Annotated in this window: 18 protein-coding genes; 7 read left to right on the top strand and 11 right to left on the bottom strand. The window is 59.6% G+C overall.

Annotated elements, in window-relative coordinates; all coding sequences use genetic code 11:
* Nucleotide 1: 1 nt before the first annotated feature.
* Entirely contained in the window at nt 2–1,258 is a 1,257-nt protein-coding gene (locus I6I71_RS08680; protein WP_201820441.1) for a hypothetical protein, read from the top strand.
* 245 nt (nt 1,259–1,503) lie between these two features.
* Here the strand turns inward: I6I71_RS08680 and I6I71_RS08675 are convergent, their stop codons facing one another.
* Nucleotides 1,504–1,935: a hypothetical protein gene (locus tag I6I71_RS08675; protein WP_201820438.1), complete on the bottom strand. Its 432-nt coding sequence runs from the start codon at nt 1,933–1,935 to the stop codon at nt 1,504–1,506.
* Between the two features lie 101 nt (nt 1,936–2,036).
* A complete protein-coding gene (locus I6I71_RS08670; RefSeq protein WP_201820435.1) occupies nt 2,037–2,372 on the bottom strand; it encodes a DUF2314 domain-containing protein in 336 nt (111 codons plus the stop codon).
* A gap of 204 nt (nt 2,373–2,576) precedes the next feature.
* Between I6I71_RS08670 and I6I71_RS08665 the strand changes: the two genes are divergently transcribed.
* From I6I71_RS08665 to I6I71_RS08645, 5 genes are all read left to right on the top strand, one after another.
* Entirely contained in the window at nt 2,577–4,667 is a 2,091-nt protein-coding gene (locus I6I71_RS08665; protein ID WP_201820432.1) for a metallophosphoesterase family protein, read from the top strand.
* Between the two features lie 50 nt (nt 4,668–4,717).
* Nucleotides 4,718–5,338, top strand: coding sequence for a hypothetical protein (locus I6I71_RS08660; RefSeq protein ID WP_201820430.1), 621 nt, complete (start codon nt 4,718–4,720; stop codon nt 5,336–5,338).
* Nucleotides 5,339–5,428: 90 nt separating this feature from the next.
* Entirely contained in the window at nt 5,429–6,337 is a 909-nt protein-coding gene (locus tag I6I71_RS08655) for an ABC transporter substrate-binding protein (protein ID WP_201820427.1), read from the top strand.
* Nucleotides 6,338–6,373: 36 nt separating this feature from the next.
* Complete coding sequence (locus tag I6I71_RS08650) at nt 6,374–7,351, top strand: amino acid ABC transporter permease (protein WP_052204499.1); 978 nt, start codon at nt 6,374–6,376, stop codon at nt 7,349–7,351.
* Nucleotides 7,352–7,357: 6 nt separating this feature from the next.
* Nucleotides 7,358–8,131 (top strand): amino acid ABC transporter ATP-binding protein, encoded by a 774-nt coding sequence (locus tag I6I71_RS08645; RefSeq protein WP_052204502.1) that lies wholly within the window; start codon nt 7,358–7,360, stop codon nt 8,129–8,131.
* Here I6I71_RS08645 and I6I71_RS08640 read toward each other — a convergent pair.
* The 7 genes from I6I71_RS08640 to I6I71_RS08610 are packed head-to-tail and all read right to left on the bottom strand — an operon-like array spanning nt 8,128 to nt 15,304.
* On the bottom strand, nt 8,128–8,880 hold the full coding sequence (locus I6I71_RS08640; RefSeq protein WP_101734951.1) for a sulfite exporter TauE/SafE family protein: 753 nt from the start codon (nt 8,878–8,880) through the stop codon (nt 8,128–8,130). The two genes, I6I71_RS08645 and I6I71_RS08640, sit on opposite strands and share 4 nt — an antisense overlap.
* Complete coding sequence (coaD, locus tag I6I71_RS08635; protein WP_052204505.1) at nt 8,877–9,380, bottom strand: pantetheine-phosphate adenylyltransferase; 504 nt, start codon at nt 9,378–9,380, stop codon at nt 8,877–8,879. The genes I6I71_RS08640 and coaD overlap by 4 nt, the downstream gene beginning before the upstream one ends.
* Nucleotide 9,381: 1 nt before the next feature.
* Nucleotides 9,382–9,987 (bottom strand): 16S rRNA (guanine(966)-N(2))-methyltransferase RsmD, encoded by a 606-nt coding sequence (gene rsmD / locus I6I71_RS08630; protein ID WP_201823576.1) that lies wholly within the window; start codon nt 9,985–9,987, stop codon nt 9,382–9,384.
* A gap of 21 nt (nt 9,988–10,008) precedes the next feature.
* Nucleotides 10,009–12,111, bottom strand: a complete 2,103-nt coding sequence (locus tag I6I71_RS08625) for an ATP-dependent DNA helicase RecG (protein ID WP_201820424.1) — start codon at nt 12,109–12,111, stop codon at nt 10,009–10,011.
* 5 nt (nt 12,112–12,116) lie between these two features.
* Nucleotides 12,117–13,685 carry a DAK2 domain-containing protein gene (locus I6I71_RS08620; protein ID WP_201820421.1) on the bottom strand — a complete coding sequence of 523 codons (1,569 nt, stop codon included), beginning with the start codon at nt 13,683–13,685 and terminating at the stop codon, nt 12,117–12,119.
* Between the two features lie 11 nt (nt 13,686–13,696).
* The gene (locus I6I71_RS08615) at nt 13,697–14,341 is read right to left on the bottom strand and encodes a uracil-DNA glycosylase (protein WP_070494722.1); all 645 of its coding nucleotides are present in this window, start codon (nt 14,339–14,341) and stop codon (nt 13,697–13,699) included.
* Nucleotides 14,342–15,304, bottom strand: a complete 963-nt coding sequence (locus I6I71_RS08610) for a thiamine-phosphate kinase (RefSeq protein WP_201820418.1) — start codon at nt 15,302–15,304, stop codon at nt 14,342–14,344. It abuts the gene before it with no gap.
* Nucleotides 15,305–15,339: 35 nt separating this feature from the next.
* Between I6I71_RS08610 and I6I71_RS08605 the strand changes: the two genes are divergently transcribed.
* Complete coding sequence (locus tag I6I71_RS08605; RefSeq protein ID WP_201820415.1) at nt 15,340–16,260, top strand: DUF3515 domain-containing protein; 921 nt, start codon at nt 15,340–15,342, stop codon at nt 16,258–16,260.
* On the opposite strand, the gene I6I71_RS08600 is transcribed toward I6I71_RS08605, so the two are convergent.
* Complete coding sequence (locus I6I71_RS08600) at nt 16,220–17,290, bottom strand: D-alanine--D-alanine ligase family protein (RefSeq protein ID WP_201820412.1); 1,071 nt, start codon at nt 17,288–17,290, stop codon at nt 16,220–16,222. The genes I6I71_RS08605 and I6I71_RS08600 overlap by 41 nt on opposite strands.
* Before the next feature lie 19 nt (nt 17,291–17,309).
* Nucleotides 17,310–18,308 carry an NAD(P)H-dependent glycerol-3-phosphate dehydrogenase gene (locus I6I71_RS08595; protein ID WP_052204520.1) on the bottom strand — a complete coding sequence of 333 codons (999 nt, stop codon included), beginning with the start codon at nt 18,306–18,308 and terminating at the stop codon, nt 17,310–17,312.
* Nucleotides 18,309–18,350: the final 42 nt, after the last annotated feature.

Raw genomic sequence — 18,350 nt, 5'->3', positions numbered from 1 at the left:
TATGACCGAGCCATACAAGCACGACGAAATCCCCAACGAGCCGGAAAACGGCTCCGACTTCCCCTCCGGAGACTCCACTCGAAAAGGCACCGAGGACACCAGTACGCCCACGGCAGACTTTCACAACCGTCCTCTCACCGACTTCGAAGGCGAGAACCTCAACGACATCTGGCGCAAAAACGACCCAGAGGGCTACGCAGCAATGCAGAAAACTGTGCAGCCCATAGTCGAAAAGGCTTGGGGCAAGTCCCTGCGTAAACTCGACTCAGACTTCGTCACGAAAATTGCCGGGAAGCAGCTCAGCCTGCCTCCGAGCGTCTGGGAAACTTGGGCGAAAACGGACCCAGCGTTCTTCTCACCTGCCCTGAGTGAGACCTTTGCCCACCAGTTCGCCTCGTTCAACACGTCCGTCACCCACGCAGCCGCCGAGAAGGCGAGTCTCAACCTCGCCCCGTCGATGAAGAGGTGGCTCAATGCGGGAAACTTTGCCGACTGCGGGCCACTCGAACCGCTTCCCGAATTGCCTGACCTCAGCGACACTGCGCAGCGGCAATTCGACACGCTATTCGCCTCGCTCAACGAACAACTGAAAGATCTCGCGTTCCCACCACACTTTCTCGACTCGGTAAAGAAGCTCTCCGAGCCTTATGCGAAGATCCTGCCCTTTGCTCGCCAAGACCCCCTGCCGTTCCTCAAGCGCTTCGGTAACGACTTCCTCGTCCTCTACGCCTCGGTTGTCCTGGCCGCGTCCCGAGTCGAAAACCTTCTCGCGGACCTGGCCGACGTGCTGTTCTCCGATGAGGAGCTCGCGGGCCTGTCAGCCGAGGCTCACTCCTTCGGGGATGGCCTTCGCAAAAGCATTGCGAACAACGGAACATGCGGCACCTGTGCGGGCATAGCGAAAGACCTTGCTAAGCCTTTCGCCGCACGTAATACCTATGTCCACGCCAAGTGGAAAGTAGGCAAAGAGATAGCCAGCAAAGAAGAGAAGGCCCGCCGAGCACTCGAATTCACGCTCTTTCCGGAAACCGTTGTCACGAAACGCGAGCGAATGGTCAAAAACAAGATCAAAGCGCTTGTCGGCCAATGGGAAAACGGCAAGAAGGACGCTTTCGACGCACTCTTCCACTCTGAGGTCGTCTCGTTAGGTCTCGTTGCAGCGCTCTCCGAAACGTTCACCGAAGCGGGTAACGCTTTGGAGCGTGAGTTGGAAATCCATGAGCGGGCACTTAACGATGAACACAACCTGAGCAAATGAACTTAGGCCAGTCTTTCTCGGTCCGCCTTCTGATGCGTCTTCCGCAGCGGGTGATGCCTTGAAGCGAAGTTTCGAGACGGCATGCGTTTCGATTTCCGCTGTGAGAGGGCTATTTTCGGGAACCGGCTAGGATCCATCTGGAACTAGACAGAGGTTGCCGTGGAACTAAGCTCGGAACCGAGTTACGTTGGTTGTGGCCAGGGAGTTTTCCGAAACCCTCTGAAGTCTCGAGGCAACGCTTCCAGTTATGTCTCGGGGCTTTTGTTCGTTTTCCTGCCTTGCCAGCGTTCCCGCCTTCTCGCGCGTTTGGCTTTACGGATGTCCACAACCCAGCGTGGGACAAAAGGCCACGGCAGTGGAATGCCGACCGCACCCGTAAATCCAATGAACCCGATGATTAAAAGTACAACGGGCGGAACAAGTAGCACGGTCTGGACGGGATCGGGAAAGTTGGCCATTCTTACCAGGCCCTCAATACCGCGAGCACCCAAAATTAGCGAACCGTAAGGAAAGATGAAGAGCGCGCCATCACTGTCTGCACCCTCTGGTTCGGATGCGTCATACCATTCCTCATCTTGAGGGACTTTCCGAACGACCCGGAGGTAGAAGGTCCAACAGAGAACCATAAATAGAATCGCCCCGATGAAAAACAGTAAAGCTTCAATAGTTCCATTCACGGAGTTCGACCTCCTCGTGGATGCTTCTCGCTGTATGCCGTAAATGCTACCGACGTTCTCGATTCATTCGTCGGGACGAAGCATCCCGTCCCGCCACTACGTCACTCTTCGTAAATATCGATGACGTGCTCCGGCCCGAATTCAATGAAGTCCCCGACTTTTGCGCCTTGCACCAGAGCGGGCTCATTATTCAGCTCGCCGACGTAGTTACTCCCCCGCCCTGCTGAAACGGTAACCCACATGCGCTCAGCGCCAGGCATGCTGGGGTCAGGATCATTCAGCACGAAGATCAGCTTGACTATGTCCCCCACCTTGAGGTTCTCACGTGCGGATCGTTTCGGGAGGCCGAACGTATCCGGGTACTGAGCATGGAGTTCCTCGCCGTTTTCAAGGTGGTAGTCAACGGGCTTGGGCATTTCGAAATCGTCAAAAGTCATGCAGATATTCTTACACTTTTCTCACACTGCAGCCCATCAACTTTGCCTTTAATTCAGTGTGCGGAACCGCCTAGGAAGCTACCGTCGGTAAACGCACTGCACCTTGAGAAGGTTCACCCACTCTTTCACTACTCCTCACCTTTCGTTTACTTCGCTGGGCTCTAATCAGAGAAACCCCAGCCAGTCTCCAGGAAAGGTTTTCCCATGTCTCGTCGCTCTCACCGCCTAATCCCAGCCACCGTCATCGCTGCAGCTGCCTTCACCTCCGCTATTGCCGCACCGGTAACTAACGCTGCAGAGGCTCCGAACTACACCTACCTCGATATCAATGAGCATCCGCGTGCACCCCAGCCGGGTTTCCGTGTCCTGCCCTACTTGCAGAAGCCTGCCGCTGACGAAATGACGCTGAACTTCTTCGGCGAACTCGGTACCGACGCGACCGTAGTACTCAAGGAAGCTGGCAAGGAGGTCAAGTCTGAGACCACCAAGGGCGAGCTGCAGGAGCACCTGCGTTACACCGCCAAGGAGCGTGACCAGGAGATCAAGGGCCTTGAGAAGGGCTCCTGGCTCAAGTCCAACAACAACTACAAGTACTCGGTGACCTTCACCGGACTGAAGCCGGCAACCACCTATGAGTACACGGTTACTCTCGACGGTGTTTCCAAGACGAACTCGTTTACTACGGCACCAACGGCAGATGCTTGGAACAACATTCGTATCGTGGCGTTCTCTGACACCGAAACGGAACCCGCTGGCCGCCCGAAGATCGACGGCGCTCGCGAATGGGAGCGTAACCGGTCCTTTGCAGAAGGTTCCCTGGATCGCCCTGGTGAAGGCTCTGCTTGGTTTGAAAAGTTCGGCAGCAACACTCGCCTTGGTGTACCCGAGCCGCGCTACCCGCTCACCCAGGATGAAGCGATGAAGTACAACATCGGCGAGATTTCCAAGCAGAAGCCAGACCTGCTTCTCGTTGCGGGTGACTTGGGCCAAGGTGGCGGCTACCAACCTGGCTGGGATGAGTACTTCGGCTACGTCGCCGGTGACCACGGTGATCTGGCAGGCTCCACTCCAATGCTGACTGCGCTGGGCAACTGGGAGACGTTTGGTGCAGCCAACGGTTCCTACCAGGATGCAGACGGCATCGCCTGGGGTGCCGCCAAGGGCCGAAACGCTTACATGACGTACTTCGACACGTTTGGCTCCGACACCCCAGAGCACGAAGACTCCTACTACCGCGTTGATCACGGTCCAGTCACCGTGATCACGCTGGACTCCACCAAGGGGCTGCCGGATGAGAATGCCAAGGAGGAGAAGGAAAAGGCCATTCCTGGCAATGACAAGGAGTTCTTTGCTGAGAAAGGCGATTGGGGCAAAGACACCAACACCTCCTTCACCATGGAAGGCATGCATGCTGCAGGCGGCACCAGCCAGCCAGACTTCAGCGAAGGCTCCGAGCAGTGGAAGTGGGCAGAAAAACAGCTTGCAGATGCTCGCGCAAAGGGCCAGTACATCATTGTTCAGTTCCACCACACCCCGTACTCCTCGGGCGTGCATGGCACGGCAACCGCGTCCGCTACCCCGGATGCACAGCCAGGCACACCGATGCGTGTGTACACCCCGCTCTTTGAAAAGTACGGTGTCGCCGCGGTAATCAGCGGCCACGACGAGATGTTCGAGCGTTCCTTTATTGATGATGACGGCGACGGCATCGGCTTCCACAACTTTGACGTGGGCGTGGCCGCCGACGGTCTGCGCGGCGACTACCGGGTCAAGAATGAGGACGGGACCTACTCGCCTATTGACTTCAACACCTACCGCGAGTGGATGGCACAGTCCGATGAGCCGGAAATGTGGATCGACGACGAAAACGGTGTGCGCCAACTCAAGGACGGCGGCAAGCACTATGGCCACCTGCAGATGGATCTGGAGCCGCTCAAGTGTTCCAACAACGTCGCAGCGAAGCTAACAACCACGCCGGTGTACCTGTTCCCGGTCTTGGACTCCAACTACGACCTTGTTCGTGTGGAGCGCCGCGTCTACAACGACGTCCAGGAGATCTTGCTGCACAAGGACGGCCGCCCAACGAAGCGTGATGTGAAGTGTGATCCGGCATCGGGCAGCTCGCAGCAAGATTCGAGCTCCTCATCTGCACTGGCAGGCGTTGGAATCGCTGTTGGCGTGCTCGCAGCACTCTTGGGAGCACTCGGCTTCGCCGCTCTCAACGCTGACGCACTACCGCTGCCACCCGCAGTAAAGGCTGCAATCGAGCAAGCGCGCAGCGCATTCAACATCTAGTAAATCTCAAGCGTTGGTCGTAGCCTGCGTAAACCGTTATTATCTCCGTCATGCGTAAAATTCTTGCCTCCTCGCTTGCTGCTGCTGTCATCTTCACCGGCTCTACCGCTGTATCCGCAGTGGCGGCTGAGGGTGACACCACTTCGAGCTCGGATAAGACGGATAAGACGGACAACCAGGACGCTGAATCCTCTGCCGAGAAGGCCGGCTCCACTCGTGATGAGTCGAAGAATGTTCCGCCGCGGCCAACCCTGGGCGCACCTTCCCCGGCCCTGGAGAAGCTGAACCCGGATCCGTACACCGACCCGATGTACATCGACCCAGACAAGAACCCGCTGAAGAAGGTCTCCAGTTCCGACATGTTCCTGGACTGGACCAAGGACATGCCAGAGGGTGAAGGCAAGGACTTCGTCCAGGCATGGGCGGTCGGCTCCGCCATCCCTGATACGGCAAACCCTGTTGAGCTGTTCAAGCAGGAGCTGCAGGGTTCTTCCATGATGTCTTCTGGCATGTTCACCGGCGATTGGGCGCAGAGCTCCCGTGGCTCTAGCCAGGCAACGTCTGTCATCATCCCGGTCCTGCTCGGTTTGCTGGTCATCGGTCAGGTGACTGAGCTGGTGATGCGTGGGCTCCGATACGCAGGTGTAGAAATCCCGACGCTCACCTTCTAATCCACCTTCAGGGCGCGCCGGAAGGATTCCCGCATGCATGAGTAAAGGGTTTATTATGCAGTAGAGCGTAATTTTTAACCCGAAAGACCTATGCAGATTTCACAACACTTCAAACGCGCCTCAGCCGCCGCTGTTGCTCTTGCAGCAACGGTGAGCCTTGCAGGTTGCGTGACTAACCATGAGGGCGGCAACCCGGAGGGCTGGGAGGCCATTGAGCCCGACACCGTCCCAGAAATCGCCGCGATGGTGCCCTCCAAGGTCAGTGCCGACGGCAAGTTTTCTATCGGCGCCAATCCCCCATTCGCACCTTTTGAGTTCAAAGACTCTGAAGGCCAACTCATTGGCCTAGAGCTTGACCTTGGACGCGCACTAGCCAGCATCATGGGGCTTGAGTTTGACCCGCAGGAGATGGACTTCTCACTCATCTTGCCCGCAGTTCAAGCCGGCAGCCTTGATGCTGGTATGTCCGGGTTTACCGATAATGAGGAACGCCGCAAGACCTTTGATTTTGTCAACTTCCTCTACGCCGGCATCCAGTGGGCAACGCAGCCCGGTACGGATATTGACCCGAGCAACCCATGCGGCTTGACGGTCGCGGTACAGCGCACGACAGTCTCTGAGACAGACGACGTACGCCCGAAGAGCGAGGCCTGCGAAGAAGCTGGCGAGGAACCGATCACGGTGCTGTCTTTTGATACCGCGGATAACGCCTCACTTGCTGCACTTGTTGGTCGTGCTGATGCGGTCAGCGCTGACTCCCCCGTGACAGCGTGGGCGGTCCAGCGTTCTGACGGCAAGCTTGTGCTGACCGGTGAGATGTTTGATGCAGCCCCGTACGGCATTGCCGTGCCAAAGGGCTCGGAGCTCGCACCTGCGCTTGCGGCAGCTATGCAGCATCTCATTGACACTGGCGATTATGACCGGATTCTTGCGCAGTGGGGTGTGGACAACGGGCACCTTGAAGAAGCGTTGATTAATGAAGAGCCGATTAGGCAGTAGCCGTAAAGACAACGGTAAAGACAGGGATTTTTAACTATGAGTAATCAAGTAACACTGCCCACCGGCGGGGACGGATCACAACAGCCAGGAACAAAGCAGCGTCCGCAGCGCATTGAGGCAAAGCCGCTTCGCCACCCGGGCCGTTGGGTATTAGCCGCTGTACTTTTGGCGCTTGCTATCTGGTTTGTTATCGGCGCGGCACGCAACGAGGCTTACGGCTGGTCCACTTACTTCGCCTACCTGCTAGATACCCGCATTGCCACGGCGGCGCTGCACACCATCGCCATTACGGTGCTGGCCATGCTGATCGGCGTGATCGGCGGCGTGGTGTTGGCCGTGATGCGTATGAGCCCGAATCCGGTATTTAAGTCGATTGCGTGGCTATTCCTCTGGATCTTCCGTGGCACCCCGGTGTACGTGCAGTTGATGTTCTGGGGGCTCATCGGTGCGATCTATGACTCGATCAATGTTGGTTTCGCCCAGATTTCCCTGGATCCGTTTACGTCCTCGGCATTCATGCTGGCCGTGGTGGGCCTTGGTCTGAATGAGGCGGCGTACATGGCCGAGATTGTCCGCTCCGGTGTCTCTTCTGTGCCAGAGGGCCAAATTGAAGCATCTAAGGCGCTCGGTATGGGCTGGTCCCAAACTATGCGACGCACCGTGTTGCCCCAAGCAATGCGCATCATTATCCCGCCAACCGGCAATGAGTTCATCTCCCTGCTTAAGACCTCCTCTCTTGTGGTTGCGGTGCCTTACTCCTATGAGCTTTACGGCCGCTCGATGGACATTGCTGCAGCACTCTTTGAGCCGGTGCCGCTGCTTTTGGTTGCGGCGACCTGGTACCTGGTCATCACCTCGATTTTGATGGTTGGCCAGCACTACCTGGAGCGCTACTTTGACCGTGGTGTGACTCGCCAGCTCACCGCTCGTCAGCTGGCTAGCCTTGCTGATGCTGAGGGCACGATCCCGAACAATGTCCAGATCATCGAAGCTCCTGAGAAGAAAGGTCGCTAACACACCATGACCGTTAAACACACCCCCATGGTCCAGGCGGTGGATGTCTGGAAGTCGTTCGGCAATCTGGATGTGCTCAAGGGCATTGATCTGGAGGTTATGCCGGGCACTGTCACCTGCATCATCGGCCCGTCTGGTTCCGGTAAATCCACGCTGCTTCGCTGCGTAAACCACTTGGAGAAGGTCACGGCTGGCCGCCTGTATGTGGATGCTGAGCTCATTGGTTACCGCGAGCGCAACGGCGTGCTGCATGAGATGAGCGAAAAGGACGCCGCCAAGCAGCGCCGTGAGATTGGCATGGTGTTCCAGAACTTCAACTTGTTTGGCCACCGCACGGTGTTGGACAACATCATTGAGGCCCCGGTCCACGTCAAGGGCGTGCCCGCAGCGCAAGCAAAGGCCCGCGCGATGGAACTGCTCAGGATGGTCGGTTTGGAGTCCAAGGCGGATGCCTACCCCATCCAACTCTCAGGTGGTCAGCAGCAGCGTGTGGCTATCGCGCGTGCGGTTGCCATGGATCCAAAGCTCATGCTTTTCGACGAGCCAACGTCCGCCCTCGACCCCGAACTCGTCGGCGAAGTCCTGCGCGTCATGCGCCAGCTTGCAGATGATGGCATGACCATGCTGGTAGTTACCCACGAGTTGGCCTTTGCCCGCGAGGTTGCAGACAACATCGTCTTTATGGCTGACGGCGTGATCGTTGAGCAGGGCACAGCCGATGAGGTGCTGGATAATCCGAAGGAGGAGCGCACCAAGGCGTTCCTGTCCACCCTGTTCTAAGCGCTGAGCATCCCAACCAGGCCGCGCACAAGCGCGGTGAACCCGCCGAAGATAGCAAGCGACAACGCAATGCGGTACGCCAGGTTCACCGGCACGCGCGGCGCCACACGGGTGCCAACGATGATGCCCAGCACCATCGCAATGATGCCAACCACCCACGTCTCTGGGGTAACAGCGGCGAGATTGGCGGCACCGGTCGCTTCCTTGATGGCAAAGGACACTGCCCCGCCAACCAAAAAGATCGGCTGCAGCGTCGCCGCGTAGATCTCCTTCGGCCACCGCGCCGCGTGTGCGTAGACGGTAATCGAAGGCCCCGCTACACCGGCAAGTGTGTTCATAAACCCGCCGACAGTGCCGGCAATTACTGAGGGCACCGTGCCCTCAATATTCGGGATGTAGCGCTTGCCCAGGGTTACGGTACTCAGCGCGATCAAGAGCAACACGCCCACAATGATCAGCAGCAGGTCTGTGGAAATCGCACGGATCAAAAAAGCACCCGGCACCGCCCCCAGCACAAGCGCAGCGGCAATTGGCGCAAACCGCTTCCAATCCACATGTTCCCGCATGGAATACGTGTTGGCCACGGCGTTCATGGTGGCCAACACGTTGACCATCAGCACACCAGAAACCGGGCCCAGCAACACCGACAGCGCAGGGGCTGCGATGAGCCCCAAGCCCATACCGGAGATTCGTTGCAGTGCGGCGCCACCGAAGATGGCAAAGAAGATACCGACAAGGACGAGCGTCACTGCGCCTCACCCGGCGCCTCACCCGGACGCAGCTTCTCCACCATCGCCTCGCGCACGTGATCAGGGACAAGGCCCGTGATGTCGCCGCCGTACTTGGCCACTTCCTTGGTCAGGGAAGACGAAATGTAGCCGTACTTTTCATCCGTGAGCAAAAAGTACGTATCCACGCCGGTGAGCCTGCGGTTCATCTGCGCCATGGGCAGCTCGTACTCATAATCAAGCGCCGTGCGAAGTCCCTTTACCAACGCCGTCACACCGTGGGCCGTGGTGTAATCCACCAGCAGCCCGCCCCAGTTATCCACCTCCACGTTTGGCAGATGCTGGGTAACTTCGCGGATGAGGTTTACACGCTCTTCAATGCTAAAAAGGCCCGATTTTTTGGTGGGATTACCAGTGACTAGGACGATGACCTTGTCAAAATGGCGCGCGGCGCGAGTGACAATGTCCAAGTGTCCGTTAGTGATCGGGTCAAACGAGCCGGGGCAAACCGCGGTGGTCATCCTAGGCTTCTCCTTCGGGCGTGTCAGGTACTTCGGGTGCATCAGGGTCGGTGTAGACAGCCATATCCATACGCGCAATTCCGTAGAGACGTTTCTTCAGCTTCTGCCCGGTTGGGGTAAATTCCGCAGGCCAGTCGGTCTCAGGGCTTTCGCGGTGGCGTTCGATGACTACCACGGCGCCGTCGACAAGCAAAGGCTTGAGAGCCTCAACCATCTCCGCCACCGCCTCATCAGACAGGTCATAGGGCGGATCCGCCAGCACCATGGAGAAATGCTTGCGCGGGGCGCGCGCCACGTAGTCAGACACCTTGGCCTGCTCAATGGTCACATTCGGATGCCCTACCACACCAGCGTTGTGCTTGATAATCTCCACGGCCTTGGCGTCTTGCTCCACCAAGACCACAGACTCCGCACCACGCGAGGCTGCCTCCAAACCGAGCGCGCCGGAGCCAGCGAAAAGGTCAAGCACACGCTCACCGATAAACCCGAAGCGCACCTGCAGCGAGGAAAACAGGCCCTCACGTGCGCGATCCGAAGTTGGACGGGTGCCCTCCGGCGGCACTTTAATCTTGCGGCCGCGGGCCTCACCAGAAATGATTCGGGTCATTGACATGGCATTTACCCTAACCTAGCTCTTATCCAAGTATTCAAAGTCCTCAGGGACAAACCGTGCCGTTGCGGCACGGGCAAACTCAATGTTGTTTGCAACAATCCCCGCCGCGTCGTTATACGCGCGCTGCACCACGGCAAAATCATCCACCAGGTTCACCAGCTTCAACGTGCGAGCAATACCGGACTGCTCAGTGCCTAAGACGTCACCTTCGCGGCGTAGCAGCAGGTCAAGCTCTGCCAACGCAAAGCCGTCAATGTTGGCTGCCACTTGGCGCACACGCTCAAACGAGGGGCTGTCCTCAGCTGCTGTGGTGTGGAAGAGACACAGCGAGGCATTGCCACCGCGCCCAATGCGCCCACGCAGCTGGTGCAGCTGGGAGATGCCGAAATGTTCGGACTCGCGCACCATCATCACCGTGGCATTGGGCACGTCCACGCCAACCTCAATAACCGTGGTGGACACCAGCACGTCGATCTTGCCCGCGGCAAACGCGCTCATCACCTCGTCTTTTTCCGCGCCCTTCATGCGGCCGTGCAGTACGTCCACGTTCAAGCCCGGGAATTCTGTGGCCGATAGCCAGGCGGCGGTCTCGGTGACGCCGCCTTCACCGTCGATACGCGGGCAGACGATGTACACCTGGTGGCCGATGGCGATCTCCTCGCGCATCTTCTCCCAGGCGCGCGCCACCCAGGCGGGTTTGAACTCCGGCACCACGGAAGACTGGATGGGTTTGCGCCCACCCGGCAGCTCCTTGAGCGTGGACACGGACAGATCACCAAAGACGGTAATGGCGATGGTGCGCGGGATCGGCGTTGCCGTCATCACCAACAGGTGCGGGGTGTACTGGCCGGCCTTGGCGCGCAGCTTGTCGCGCTGCTCCACGCCGAAGCGGTGCTGCTCATCCACCACAACAAGGCCAAGGTTGAAAAACTCCACGCCCTCTTGAATCAGCGCGTGGGTACCCACCACAATGTCGGCCTCACCGGTGACAATCTTCAGCAGCGCCTCCTGCTTTGCCGCAGCAGACATCGACCCAGTCAGCGCCACCACCGTGGCCGGCACCCCGGCGTTCATCAACGTGGTAGTCAACGAGCGCGCGTGCTGCATCACTAACACCTCTGTGGGTGCAAGCAGCGCCGCCTGTGCCCCGCCGTCGACTGCCTGCAGCATGGCCAGCAAAGAAACAATAGTCTTGCCGGAGCCGACCTCGCCCTGCAGTAAGCGGCTCATGGGGATCGAGCGCGCCATATCCGCGCTAATGTCACGCAGCACCAGGTCCTGGCCGTCCGTCAGCGAGTAAGGCAAGCGCTCCAGAAGCGTCGCCTGGTGGCCCTCAGCCCTGGGACGTAGCGGCTTGGCACTGCGGTTTTCGGTATCGGCGCGGCGCACCCCCATGGCAAGGGCAACGGAGAGCGCCTCGTCATACTTCAACCGCTCAATCGCGGCTTTCGGCCCCTTAATCCCCGGATCATGGATCTGGCGTATCGCAGCGTTTAGCGGCAGATACCCAATGGGTGTAAATCCAAGCGGTTCCTCAATCTTCGGCAGGTTTTTCAGCACCATGTGGACCGCGCCCATGATCGTCCACGTACTCACGTTCTTGGTGGCCGGGTACAACGGCAGCCACTTGCGGCCGCCTAAAATCTCATCCAAATCGCCGAAGTAGGAAAGCTGGCGAAGTGAACCGGTTGCCTGCGTCGGGCCGTCTAAAAGCACAAAGTCCGGATGCTGCAGCTGGGGACGCTCTTGAAACAGCGAGTACTTGCCCGTGAACATCGCCCGCGTACCTGGCCTGAGCACCCGCATTGCGTATTCTGAGCCGAAGAAGGTGGCGTCAAACATCTGATCACCATCATGGATCTCCACCTTGAAGATCTTGCGACTTGGCTGTTTGCGGTTGGGAAAGACGCGGGTGTTGACCACCTCACCAATCAACGTCACCGTATCCCCGGGCTGCATCCCGAAAAGGCTCTCCCCAGAGCCATAGTGGACGTACCTGCGCGGGTAGTGGCGCAATAGCTCCCCGCAGGTGTCAATCCCCAAATGCTTCGAGATCGCGCGGGCCTGCTTCAACGGAATGATCAGGTTCAGCGGACGCGTGTCATCGAAGCCAAGCATTTCGGCTACTCCACACCAATTTCAGCAACAACACCCAACCCGTCAGCCGGGTAGGCAAAGACGCTTACCGCAAGCTTTGCTTCTATCGACGCAAGCGAATCCTCATCCAGCGCCCCAGGCTCATAGAACACCGTGACCTGCTCACCGCCGTGTTCCAAAAAGCGCGAGCACACGCCCTCAATGGCTTCCCTGGCGTTATCTGCAATAAACACGGTCTCACCGTGCGCGGTAACCACCACGTCCCCCTTGGCAACGGCGCCGCCTTGCAACAGACCCGCCCTTGGCGCCCGGTGCGCAACCGCGGTACGCATTTCACCTGCGGCCTCTGACATGGCGAACGCGGCCGTGGCCAGCGGCTGGTTCGGGTCGTGCACACTAAGCGCAGCAATGCCGGAAACCAAACGCACCGTAGGCAGCAACGTCACCTGCTGCTCAAAGGCACGCGCAGCTTTCTCCACAGACGCCATCTCACGCCCGCCCAACAGGCCGTTGGGCAAAAGCAGCACCTCGCTGGCATCACCCCGACGAATCTCGCCCAAAATATCTGCAACCACGTCCTTGCCTGGCGCTACTGTTACCGCACCGGCCTCGCGATACAGCTGCGTGAGCGAACCAGGAGGCGTGACCGCCAAGATCATGCGCTCCGGCGCCGCCGTGGTCGGCTCCGCGGGCAACACCTCTAGGCGTAGATCGCTCACCTCGCCGCGGGCGAAGGCCTCCTGGATCACATCCCCTGCGCGCCGAGAGTGAATATGCACCTTGGCTTGGGTTTCGCTCAACCGCGCGGTGACCAAGCTATCCCCCATAGGCCCGATCGCTGCCTCAAGCGCGTCCACGTCACCCGCAAACTGGAACATGACCTCCAGGTTGCTCGCCGTACCGTGGTGTACTCCCTCAGCCACAGGCTGGGGCTTTTGCTTATAGACGCCAACGTCAACCCCATCCCCCAACTCCTCATCCAACGCCTCCAGCAACACCACAAGCCCAGTACCGCCAGCGTCCACCACACCAGCTTCACGCAGCACCTCCAGCTGGGACGGCGTGTTAGCCAGGGCAACGCGGGCCGCCTCAGTGGCTGCGGACGCAACCTCTGCAATCGTGGGATCCTGCGGGTTCGCCGCCTGCGTCACAGCCTCGGTTGCCGCGACGGATGCCGCGCGCAGCACCGTAATCACGGTGCCTTCCACCGGGTCTGCAATCGCACGATCCACAAACGACACGGCGGCACGCAGTGCATCTGCAATCACAATGCCGCCGGGGGTTTCCTCCGAAATCGTCTGCGCAAGCCCGCGGATGACCTGGGAAAGCACCACGCCCGAATTGCCGCGCGCACCGCGCACCGCGCCAACTGCCAGGGCCTCGGCGACCTGCCGCGCATTGGCATCCTCACCAAGTGTCTCTGCTTCACGCACCGCAGAGGCCATCGTGTGCGCCATGTTGGAGCCGGTATCCGCATCCGGAACAGGAAACACGTTGAGCTGGTTGATCTCCACCCGCCGACGGTTGAGCTCATCACTTGCGCGCCGCGCCCAGGACATAAGCCGCGCACCGTCAAAATGGGGTGGTACTGCCATGAGGGTGTAGTTTACAACGCCCAGTCCACAGGTTCGGCCCCTTGGGCAAGAAGCGCCTCATTTGCCCGCGAAAAAGGCCGCGAACCAAAGAAGCCACGCGACGCGCTCAGTGGAGACGGATGCGGGGAGGCAATCACCGGCGTATCACCCAAAAACTTCTGCGCAGTCTGCGCGTCGCGGCCCCACAAGATGGCAACCAACGGCGTGCCACGTGCAGCTAGCCCGCGGATCGCACACTCGGTGACGTCCTCCCAGCCCTTGCCGCGGTGTGAGCCCGGCTCCCCGGGGCGCACAGTCAGAACCCTGTTGAGCAACAAGATGCCCTGGTTGGCCCAAGAGGAAAGGTCGCCGTCTGTACGCGGGGGTATACCAAGGTCCGCGTTGAGCTCTTTGTAGATGTTCACCAGCGAACGCGGTGCGGGAACGCCTGGCTGGGTGGAAAACGCAAGTCCCATGGGGTGGCCAGGTGTTGGGTACGGATCCTGGCCAAGGATGAGCACGCGGACGTCGTCCATGGGTTGATTGAAGGCGCGCAAGATGTTGTTGCCGCTGGGAAGATACGCGGGCTCGCTGCGCAAAAAGTCACCAATGGCATGGACGGTGTCTTCGACTTCTGCCAGTGTGGACGCCCAGGATTCATGGATTGGAAGTGACATTTAGAAGCTCTCCCATCCGTCGGTGTAGGTGGGCGCGTGGCCGTCGATACGCACGCCTGCCCCCTTGCTCACAGTGCCGATGCTGCGGAAGCCCACGGGTGCGGAACCATCACACGTACCAATAAGCGTGTGGTCCTCTCCCCCGGTCAGTACCCACCGCCAAGGATCCACGCCCAGGTAGTCGCCGGCGGCAGTCAGCACCGCGTCTGGAGCAAGCGCCACAGAGGTCAGGTCAATGCAAACTCCTGAGTTGCGTGCAAGCGTACTTAAGTCCTTGATCAGGCCGTCCGAGTTATCGGTCATGGCCGTTGCGCCGGCTGCACGTGCCACCACACCGCTGCCCGGGGTGAGCTGGGGTACCTGGTGAGCTTGGATGAGCACGTCGAACTCATCCGGGATATCTTTGCCGGACTGCAGCAGTGCCAGCCCGGCCGCGGAGTAGCCAATTCTGCCGTGGGCGATAACGCGCTGGCCCGGGCGTGCCCGGTTGAGTCGCAGGGCATCGAGGTTGCCGCCGATAGAGCCGATCGCGGTGACGGAGATAACCAGTTCGCTGCCAGAAGTCACGTCACCGCCAACAAGCTCGGACGTCCAGTGCTGGGTTATGTCCCCGATGCCACGCGCAAGGTCCTCAATAACAGCAAGCGGCGTCTGCGGCGGCGCGGAGATTGCAAGCAGTGCGGCAATCGGGTTTGCGCCCATGGCCTCAATATCGGCGTAGTTTTGCACCACCGCCTTTTGGCCAACCGCGTATGGCGTAGTGAACTCTTCCGTGAAATGCCTGCCGGCCACCAGCATGTCGGTCGCCGCCACAACGCGTGAATTGGGCACTGACGGGGTGAGCACCGCGGCGTCGTCGCCGTTGAGCGCTGATGGCGCTGCGTTGACAATTGCTTGGATAACGTCGTGCTCCCCAACGTCTCCAAGCGTGGGTCCGTGGGTGGGGAAGCCGGTGTGAATCACGGTTGTAACTAGGCCTTTCAGTAGACTGAGCCGCCATGAGCTCGACACTGCACAATGCCAACCAGATTAACCGGAAGGCCGTTTACGCCATCCTTGCCCTCGCACTTGGGCTTGTCCTTGCGGTGCTAATCGGCGCCCGCGTGGTGTTTACGCAAGCCGCGCAGCAGCCGGTGACGTTGCCACAGCTGCCTTCGGCGGAGGCTGATTCCGCTGAGTGTGCGCAGTTCATGGGCACCCTGCCGGAGAAGGTTGCCGGTTTTAAGCGTGCAAATCTGGCGGAGCCGGTACCTGCTGGTGCCACGGCGTGGCAGCGTTCCTCTACTGAGCGCGTCACGCTTCGTTGTGGCGTGGATATGCCAATGCAGTACAACGTGTACTCGGAGCCTGAGGAAGCGCACGGCGCGAAGTGGCTGCGCGTGGATGACCCGGCAACCACGTTGGCTACCTGGTTTACGGTGGATCGCTCCCCCGTTGTTGCGGTAACTGCTGATACCGCGCAGGTGCGCCGATCCCCGATCGCGGACATTGATGCCTCCACCCTGCCTCAGGCAGATATCGCACCTGCTCCGGCACCGCTGAGCGCGCTTGAGGCGGTTGCAACCGATGTGTGCGACGGCTTGCTTGAAAACGCGCCGAAGGAAATCGCCGAGGGCTTTTCGCTTATCAGCGACCCCGCAACCCCCTCAACCCTTACCTGGACCAAGCCGGGCGCAGAACCCGTTGTGTTGCGCTGCGGTGTTACCCCGCCGGAAAACTACGCACCTGGCGCTTCTCTAACCCAGGTCAATGAGGTGCCGTGGTTCCAAGACGTCGTTGACGGTATGGATGTGTTCTACGCGCTTGGGCGTAAGACGGATCTCGCCGCATCTATGCCAATTACCGGCAGCAACGAGATCATCACCAACTTGTCTGACCTTATTGCCCGCGAGGTTCCGGCTGCTCCGCAAGCGCAGTAGCCACCAGCGTTTCTAGAAGCTCGGCGTAGCCCACGCCACTGGCCTGCCACACCTGCGGGTACATGGAAATTGGCGTGAAGCCGGGCATGGTGTTGATCTCATTGAGCACCGGGCCATCAGGGGTAAGGAAGAAGTCCACGCGCGCGAGCGACTTGCAGTCCAGCGCCTGAAACGCCACCACGGCAAGCTCGCGCAGCTTCTCCGTCACTGCCTGCTCGTACGGGGCCGGGATGGTGGCCGTGACGTGGTTGTCCAGGTACTTGGTTTCAAAACCGTAGAAGCCCTCATCAGAGTCCTCCGTGCCGTTGAGCTTGGCCGGAACAGAGGCTGCAATGCTCCCATCCGGGTACTGCAACACGCCAACCTCAACCTCATCGCCTACCAGCGCCCCCTCCACCAGAACTTTGTTGTCCTGTTTGAAGGCCTCGTTGAGCGCTGTGTCGAAATCTTCCCAGCGCTCCACCTTGGACACACCGATGGAGGAACCACCGTTTGCCGGCTTCACAAACACCGGCAACCCCAAGCGCTCATGCTGCGTCTCATCCAGCTGCTGGTGCGGGGTGCGCAGCGTCACTGAAGGTGCCACCGCAATGCCTTCTGCGGCAACAAGTTTCTTGGTGTATTCCTTATCCATGCCGCAGGCAGACGCCAGCACGCCCGGGCCAACATAGGGCACGCCGGAAAGCTCAAACAGGCCCTGGATGGTGCCATCTTCACCAAATTTGCCGTGCAGCACCGGGAAAATCACATCCACCTCAGCGACCGTCTCGCCGGTTTCTGGGTTGAAGAAGGTGCCGGGGGTTAACGGTGACGTCGACAAGCAAACTGCCCTTAAGCCACTGACTTCCGGCAAGGTAGCTCCTGCCACTGGGTCGAGCTCTCCCTCCACCCACGTGCCGTCACGGCGAATACCCACCGGGAAAATCTCAAAACGATCTTTGGGCAAATGCGCCATGATCGCGCCGGCGGAGATGCAGGAAATGGAGTGCTCGGTGGACTGACCACCGTAGATGACAGCTATACGAACCACGGGTCGAGCCTACCCGCCGCTACTCCGATTTCTTGCTTCGACCCATCAGTGCCGCAATCACCTCAGCAACCTTTAAGTCCCCGTGGCACACCGCATGCACTGCCTGCGTAATCGGCAGGTCCACCCCTTGCGCTTGGCCGAGCTGGAAGATACTGCGTGACGACGCCACGCCCTCCGCCACCTGCCCCTTCGTCGCAGCCTTCGCTTCCTCAATGGTTGCGCCCTGGCCAAGGGCGTGGCCAAACGTACGGTTACGGCTCAGCGGCGAAGAACAGGTTGCAACCAGGTCGCCCAGACCCGCAAGACCCGAGAAGGTCCGCTGATCTGCGCCAAGCGACAAACCCAGGCGGGTGATCTCTGCAAGACCACGAGTGATCAACGTAGCAATGGTGTTCTCCCCCAGGCCCTGGCCCGCCGCCATGCCGCAGGCCAACGCGATCACGTTTTTGGTGGCACCGCCGATCTCACACCCAATGACATCCGTATTGGTGTACGGGCGCAGGTAATTGGTGGCACACGCAGCCTGGACCAGCTTCGCGCGGTTCTCGTTTTCACAGGCAATCACCGTGGCAGCCGGTTGCTCCTCGGCGATCTCACGCGCCAAGTTCGGGCCAGACAGCACCGCGATGCGCTCATTGGACGCGCCGGTAACCTCCGCGATGATCTCGCTCATCCGCATATGGGTCTGCGCCTCAATGCCCTTAGAGATGGACACGAGCGTGGAATCCGGACGCAGGTGCGAAGCCCACTCAGTCAGGTTCTGGCGCATGGTCTGGCTGGGCACCGCGAAGACAACAATGTCCGCGCTTGCCAGCGCTGCAGGGGCATCATCAACCGCCGAGATCGCCTCCGGCAGGCGAATACCGGGCAGGTAGTCGGGGTTTTCGTGGGTTTGACTAATGGTCTGCGCCAGCTTCGTACGGCGAGCCCATAGCGTGACGGAGTTACCGCCGTCTGCAAACACCTTGGCCAGCGTCGTGCCCCAGGAACCGGCACCCATGACAGCAACGTTGACCATCCGCAACCAACCTCCAACATCCGTGTGCAAAATGCAGCCTGC

The sequence above is a fragment of the Corynebacterium riegelii genome (assembly GCF_016728505.1).
Taxonomy (GTDB): domain Bacteria; phylum Actinomycetota; class Actinomycetes; order Mycobacteriales; family Mycobacteriaceae; genus Corynebacterium; species Corynebacterium riegelii.
This window is presented reverse-complemented; position numbering and strand designations above follow the sequence as displayed.

What these genes read in the sequence shown, in the direction of transcription:
- I6I71_RS08680 (WP_201820441.1), top strand. Translation starts at nt 2, where the DNA reads ATGACCGAGCCATACAAGCACGACGAAATCCCCAACGAGCCGGAAAAC.
- I6I71_RS08670 (WP_201820435.1), bottom strand. Translation starts at nt 2,372, where the DNA reads ATGACTTTTGACGATTTCGAAATGCCCAAGCCCGTTGACTACCACCTT.
- I6I71_RS08665 (WP_201820432.1), top strand. Translation starts at nt 2,577, where the DNA reads ATGTCTCGTCGCTCTCACCGCCTAATCCCAGCCACCGTCATCGCTGCA.
- I6I71_RS08660 (WP_201820430.1), top strand. Translation starts at nt 4,718, where the DNA reads ATGCGTAAAATTCTTGCCTCCTCGCTTGCTGCTGCTGTCATCTTCACC.
- I6I71_RS08655 (WP_201820427.1), top strand. Translation starts at nt 5,429, where the DNA reads ATGCAGATTTCACAACACTTCAAACGCGCCTCAGCCGCCGCTGTTGCT.
- I6I71_RS08650 (WP_052204499.1), top strand. Translation starts at nt 6,374, where the DNA reads ATGAGTAATCAAGTAACACTGCCCACCGGCGGGGACGGATCACAACAG.
- I6I71_RS08645 (WP_052204502.1), top strand. Translation starts at nt 7,358, where the DNA reads ATGACCGTTAAACACACCCCCATGGTCCAGGCGGTGGATGTCTGGAAG.
- coaD (WP_052204505.1), bottom strand. Translation starts at nt 9,380, where the DNA reads ATGACCACCGCGGTTTGCCCCGGCTCGTTTGACCCGATCACTAACGGA.
- rsmD (WP_201823576.1), bottom strand. Translation starts at nt 9,987, where the DNA reads ATGACCCGAATCATTTCTGGTGAGGCCCGCGGCCGCAAGATTAAAGTG.
- I6I71_RS08625 (WP_201820424.1), bottom strand. Translation starts at nt 12,111, where the DNA reads ATGCTTGGCTTCGATGACACGCGTCCGCTGAACCTGATCATTCCGTTG.
- I6I71_RS08620 (WP_201820421.1), bottom strand. Translation starts at nt 13,685, where the DNA reads ATGGCAGTACCACCCCATTTTGACGGTGCGCGGCTTATGTCCTGGGCG.
- I6I71_RS08615 (WP_070494722.1), bottom strand. Translation starts at nt 14,341, where the DNA reads ATGTCACTTCCAATCCATGAATCCTGGGCGTCCACACTGGCAGAAGTC.
- I6I71_RS08605 (WP_201820415.1), top strand. Translation starts at nt 15,340, where the DNA reads ATGAGCTCGACACTGCACAATGCCAACCAGATTAACCGGAAGGCCGTT.
- I6I71_RS08595 (WP_052204520.1), bottom strand. Translation starts at nt 18,308, where the DNA reads ATGGTCAACGTTGCTGTCATGGGTGCCGGTTCCTGGGGCACGACGCTG.